The organism is Pseudomonas sp. SBT1-2 (assembly GCF_028640875.1).
In the GTDB taxonomy this organism is placed as follows: domain Bacteria; phylum Pseudomonadota; class Gammaproteobacteria; order Pseudomonadales; family Pseudomonadaceae; genus Aquipseudomonas; species Aquipseudomonas chlororaphis_I.
The window spans coordinates 1-6,386 of sequence record NZ_JAQZAA010000100.1; the positions used below are offsets into that span (position 1 = coordinate 1).

The window sequence follows — 6,386 nt, forward strand, 5'->3', positions numbered from 1 at the left end:
GCCACCGACCTGTTCGAACCCTCGACCATCGAGCGCCTGGCCCAGTCCTGGGTGCAGTTGCTGCAGGGCATTGTCCAGCAACCCCGGCAACGCCTGGGGGACTTGCCGCTGCTGGCGGCCTCCGAGCAGAACAAGCTGCTGCACGAATGGGCCCCGGCGTCGGTCGAGTTTCCGAGTGAGCACGGTGTGCATCAACGGGTCGAGGCCCAGGCGCGGAAAAACCCTGAAGCCGAAGCCCTGTTGTTTGCTGGGCAAAGCCTGGACTACCAGGCACTCAATGCCCGGGCCAACCGCCTGGCGCACAAGCTGATCGAGCTCGGTGTCGGGCCGGAAGTGCGGGTCGGCGTGGCCATGCAGCGCACCCCGGAGATGGTCGTGGCGCTGTTGGCGGTGCTCAAGGCCGGTGGCGCCTATGTGCCGCTGGACCCGGATTACCCACAGGATCGCCTGGCCCATATGCTGCGCGACAGCCAGGCACAGATCCTGCTGACCGAGAGCGCGTTGCTGTCGTTGCTACCGGCTGTTGAGTCCTTGCAAACCCTGCAACTGGATGCCCAACCGGGCTGGCTGGACGCTTATTCGCCGGACAATCCAGCGCCGCGAGCGACCGCGGACAACCTGGCCTATGTGATCTACACCTCGGGTTCCACCGGCTTGCCTAAAGGCGTGGCGATTGCCCATCGCAACGTGCTGGCGCTGATCGACTGGTCGAGCCGGGTGTACAGCGCCGATGACCTGCAAGGGGTGCTGGCCTCGACCTCGATCTGCTTCGACCTGTCGGTGTGGGAGCTGTTCGTCACCCTGTCCAGCGGCGGTTTTATCGTCCTGGCGCGTAATGCCCTGGAGTTGCCGGAGCTGGTAGATCGCGACCGGGTGCGGCTGATCAACACCGTGCCGTCGGCGATTGCCGCGTTGCAGCGCAGCGGGCAGATTCCGCCCGGTGTGCGGATCATCAACCTGGCGGGGGAACCACTGAAGCAGGCGCTGGTGGATAGCCTGTACCAGCAACCGGGCCTGCAACACGTCTACGACCTCTACGGTCCTTCGGAAGACACCACCTACTCGACCTATACCCGTCGTGAGGCCGGTGGCCAGGCCAATATCGGCCGGGCCATCAGCAATACCCAGAGCTATATCTTGAGCCCGGATTTGCAGCCGGTGCCGGTGAGCAGCGCCGGCGAGTTGTACCTGGCCGGCGCCGGGGTCACCCGCGGTTACCTGGCGCGTCCAGGGCTGACCGCCGAGAAGTTCGTGCCCAATCCGTTTTCCAGCGACGGTGGCCGCCTGTACCGCACTGGCGACCTGACCCGCTACCGCGCCGACGGGGTGATCGAGTACATCGGCCGTATCGACCATCAGGTGAAGGTCCGCGGCTTCCGTATCGAGCTGGGTGAAATCGAAGCGCGGCTGGTGCAGCAGGCCGCGGTGCGCGAAGCCTTTGTCCTGGCCCATGACGGCGACAATGGCCAGCAACTGGTGGCCTATATCGTGCCGGGCGATGCCGAGGCGGCGGTTGCCGGTGACGCGCAAGTGGCCTTGCGCAAAAGCATCAAGACGGCCCTGAAAGAACATCTGCCGGACTATATGGTGCCGGCCTACCTGCTGTTCCTCGAGGCGCTGCCGCTGACGCCGAACGGCAAGCTGGACCGCAAGGCCTTGCCCAAGGTCGACGCGCAGCAGTTGCAACAGGTCTATGTCGCGCCGCAGAACGAGTTGGAACAGCAGATCGCGGCGATCTGGGCCGATGTGCTGAAGCTGGAACAGGTGGGCGTCACCGACAACTTCTTCGAGCTGGGCGGCGACTCGATCATCTCGATCCAGGTGGTCAGCCGCGCCCGCCAGGCCGGCATCCGCTTTACTCCCCGGGACCTGTTCCAGTACCAGACGGTGCAAGGCCTGGCGGCGGTGGCCGGGCAGGGCGAGGGCGGGGTGCAGATCGACCAGGGCCCGGTGCGTGGCGCGACCGCGCTGTTGCCGGTGCAGCAGTGGTTCTTCGACTCGCCGATGAGCGAGCGTCATCACTGGAACCAGTCGGTACTGCTCAAGCCGGCCCAGCCGTTGCGCGCCGAAGTCGTGGAAAACGCCTTGCAGGCGCTGTGGGTGCAGCATGACGCCCTGCGCTTGCAGTTCAGCCAGCAGGCCGATGGCTGGTCGGCCCGGTTCGCCGATGCCGGCCAGCGGCCGAGCCTGCTTTGGCAGGTCGCGGTGGATAACGCCCAGGCCATGGAACAATCGGCGATCGAGGCCCAGCGCAGCCTGAACCTGCAGGACGGACCGCTGTTGCGGGCCGTGCTGTTCAGCCTGGCGGACGGCAGCCAGCGCCTGTTGCTGGTGATCCACCACCTGGTGGTGGATGGCGTGTCCTGGCGGATCCTGCTGGAGGACCTGCAACTGGCCCATGCGCAGCTGAGCGCCGGCCAGCCCCTGGCATTGCCGGCCAAGACCAGCTCGACCCAGGCCTGGGCCGAGCATATGCAGGCCTATGCCCAAGGCGCGGCGCTGCAAATGGAACTGGACTACTGGCAGGCCCAGTTGCAAGGCGTGGAGTCGAGCCTGCCGCTGGATCACCCCGTGACGCCGTTGCAGAACCAGCATGCCAGCAGCCTGAGCTCGCGCCTGGACAAGACCCATACCCAGCGCCTGTTGCAGGACGCTCCGGCGGCCTACCGCACGCAGATCAACGACCTGCTGCTCACCGCCCTGGCCCGGGTCATCACCCGCTGGACCGGCGAGGCCAGCGCCCTGGTGCAACTGGAAGGCCATGGTCGCGAAGACTTGTTCGATAACCTCGACCTGACCCGCACAGTGGGTTGGTTCACCAGCATGTTCCCGGTGAAGCTGACGCCCCGGGTGGCCCTGGCCGACTCGATCAAGCAGATCAAGGAACAGCTGCGCGCGGTGCCGAACAAGGGCATCGGCTTTGGTGCCCTGCGTTACCTGGGGGATGCCAATGCCCAGGAAACCCTCGCGGCCCTGGCCGTGCCGCGTATCACCTTCAACTACCTGGGCCAGTTCGACGGCAGCTTCGACGAGCAGGATTCCCTGTTCAAGCCGACCGGTGAAGCCAAGGGCGACGACCAGAGCCCGCTGGCCCCGCTGAGCAACTGGCTGAGCCTGGATGGCCAGGTCTATGGCGGTGAGCTGAGCCTGAGCTGGACCTTCAGCACACAGATGTTCGACGCCGCGACTATCCAGCGCCTGGCGGATGACTATGCCGCGGAACTCAAGGCCCTGGTGGCGCATTGCTGCGAGCCGGGCCAGGGCGGCGCGACGCCTTCGGACTTCCCGCTGGCCGGTCTGGACCAGCAGCAGCTGGACCGCCTGCCGGTGGCGCTGGCCGAGGTCGAAGACCTCTACCCGCTGTCGCCGATGCAGCAGGGCATGCTGTTCCACACCCTGTATGAACAGGCCGCGGGCGACTACATCAACCAGCTGCGAGTGGACGTGGACGGGCTCGACCCGCTGCGCTTCCAGCAGGCCTGGCAGGCGGCCATCGATCGGCACGACATCCTGCGCACCGGCTTTATCTGGCAGGGCGAGGTGGCGACCCCGCTGCAGGTGGTGCACAAGCACGTCGCCCTGGCGTGCAGCGAGCATGACTGGCGTGGCCAGCCGCAGTTGCAAGAGGCGCTGGACAGCCTGGCAACCGCCGAGCGCCAGCGTGGCTTCGAGCTGGATGCGGTGCCGTTGCTGCGCCTGACCCTGGTGCGTATCGACGACCAGCGACATCACCTGATCTACACCAACCATCACATCCTGATGGACGGCTGGAGCAACTCGCAGTTGCTCGGCGAAGTGCTGCAGCGTTATGCCGGTCAGTTGCCGAACCATGCGCCAGGCCGCTACCGGGATTACATCGGTTGGCTGCAACGCCAGGATGCCCAGGCCTGCGAGAACTTCTGGAAAGAACAATTGCAGGCGCTGGACGAACCGACCCGCCTGACCCAGGCCCTGTCCCGGGTCGCGGAGATTCCCGCCGGTACAGGCCATGGCAAGCATCATCGTGAGCTGGACCTGGCGCAGACCGCGCGTCTGGGCGAGTTCGCCCGCCAGCAGAAAGTCACGGTCAATACCCTGGTGCAAGCGGCCTGGCTGCTGTTGCTACAGCGTTGCACCGGCCAGGAAAGCGTGGTGTTCGGCGCCACGGTGGCGGGGCGTCCGGCCGAGCTCAAGGGCATCGAGCAGCAAGTGGGCCTGTTTATCAACACCTTGCCGGTGGTGGCCACGCCACGTCCGGACATGACCGTGAGCCAATGGCTGCAGATGGTGCAGAGCCGCAACCTGGCGCTGCGCGACTATGAATACACACCGCTGTACGAAGTGCAGCGTTGGGCCGGGCTGGGTGGCGATGCGCTGTTCGACAACATCCTGGTGTTCGAGAACTACCCGGTGTCCGAGGCCCTGGAAAAGGGCGCGCCGGCACAGCTGCAGTTCGGCGCGGTGGGCAACCACGAGCAGACCAACTACCCGCTGACGGTCGCGGTCAATCTGGGCCAGAGCCTGTCGTTCGAATTGATCTACGCCCGCGAGTCGTTCTCCGAGGCTTCGATGCTGCAGTTGGGCGGGCACTTGCAGAGCCTGTTGCTGAGCCTGATGGCACATCCGCAGACCGGCCTGGGCGAGTTGCCCTTGTTGACCCTGGAAGAGCAGCGCGGCATCCGCCAGGACTGGGATCACACCCAGGTGGTTTACCCCACCAACCGCTTTGTCCACCAACTGTTCGCCGACCAAGCGGCCAGGGCGCCAGAGGCCCCGGCGGTGTTCTTCGCCGAGCAGCGCCTGAGCTACCGTGAACTGGACATTCAGGCTAACCAGCTGGCGCACAAGCTGATCGAGCTGGGGGTCGGCCCGGAAGTCCGGGTGGCCATCGCCATGCCGCGTTGCGCGGAGATCATGGTGGCCTTCCTGGCGGTGCTCAAGGCCGGCGGGGTCTATGTACCGCTGGATATCGAATATCCCCAGGACCGCCTGCGCTACATGATGCAGGACAGTGGTGCCTGGTTGCTGCTGACCCAGAGCCATCTGCTGGATCGCCTGCCGATTCCCGATGGTTTGCCGACCCTCAGCGTCGAAGGCGCGGCTGACTTTGCGGCTTACCCGATGACCAGCCCGGAGGTGACCCTGGCCGAGGAAAACCTCGCCTACGTGATCTACACCTCCGGCTCCACCGGCCTGCCCAAGGGTGTGGCGGTGTCCCATGGCCCGCTGGCGATGCACAGCCTGGCCACCGGCGAGCGTTATGAAATGAGCCCGGCCGATTGCGAGCTGCACTTTATGTCCTTCGCTTTCGACGGTTCCCATGAGGGCTGGATGCACCCGCTGATCTACGGTGCCAGCGTGCTGATCCGCGATGACAGCCTGTGGTCGCCGGAATACACCTACGAGCAGATGCACCGCTACGGCGTCACCGTGGGCGTGTTCCCGCCGGTGTACCTGCAACAGCTGGCGGTGCACGCCGAACGCGACGGCAACCCGCCGGCGGTGCGGGTCTATTGCTTCGGCGGTGACGCGGTGCCGCAGGCCAGTTATGACTTGGCCTGGCGCGTGCTGCGGCCGAAGTACATTTTCAACGGCTACGGCCCGACCGAAACCGTGGTCACCCCGCTGATCTGGAAGGCCAAGGCCGGCGATCCGTGCGACGCGGCTTATGCACCGATCGGCAATATCGTCGGCAACCGCAGCGCCTACGTCGCCGATGCCAACCTCAACCTGCTGCCGGTGGGCGTGGCGGGCGAGCTGTACCTGGGCGGCCTGGGCGTGGCCCGGGGCTACCTGGATCGGCCGGGGCTGACGGCCGAGCGTTTTATTCCCGACCCTTACAGCATCAGCGGTGCGCGCTTGTACCGCAGCGGCGACCTGACTCGTTATCGCACCGACGGTTTGGTGGAGTATGTGGGGCGTGTCGACCATCAAGTGAAGGTGCGGGGTTTCCGTATCGAACTGGGCGAAATCGAAGCGCGCTTGCTGGAACAGGAGCCGGTACTGGAAGTGGCGGTGATCGCCCAGCCAGGCCCGAGCGGCCAGCAACTGGTGGGCTACATCGTGCCGGTGGACGCGCAGGTTACTTCGAGCAACGAATGCCAGGCGCAGCTGCGGGAAAGCATCAAGGCCCGCCTGCGGGAAAACCTGCCGGACTACATGGTGCCGACCTACCTGCTGTTCCTCGAAGCGCTGCCGCTGACGCCGAATGGCAAGCTGGACCGCAAGTCGCTGCCGAAGGTCGATGCACAGCTGATGCAGCAGACCTATGTCGCGCCGCAAAACGAGCTGGAACAGCAGATCGCCGCCATCTGGGCCGATGTGCTGAAGCTGGAACAGGTCGGCGTGACCGACAACTTCTTCGAACTGGGTGGCGACTCGATCATCTCGATCCAGGTGGTCAGCCG

1 protein-coding gene is annotated in these 6,386 nt (G+C 65.4%); it reads left to right on the forward strand.

The window, feature by feature from the left end:
* Nucleotides 1-6,386 (forward strand): non-ribosomal peptide synthetase (locus tag PVZ78_RS21635; protein ID WP_273829229.1); only part of this gene is annotated, 6,386 nt, incomplete at both ends.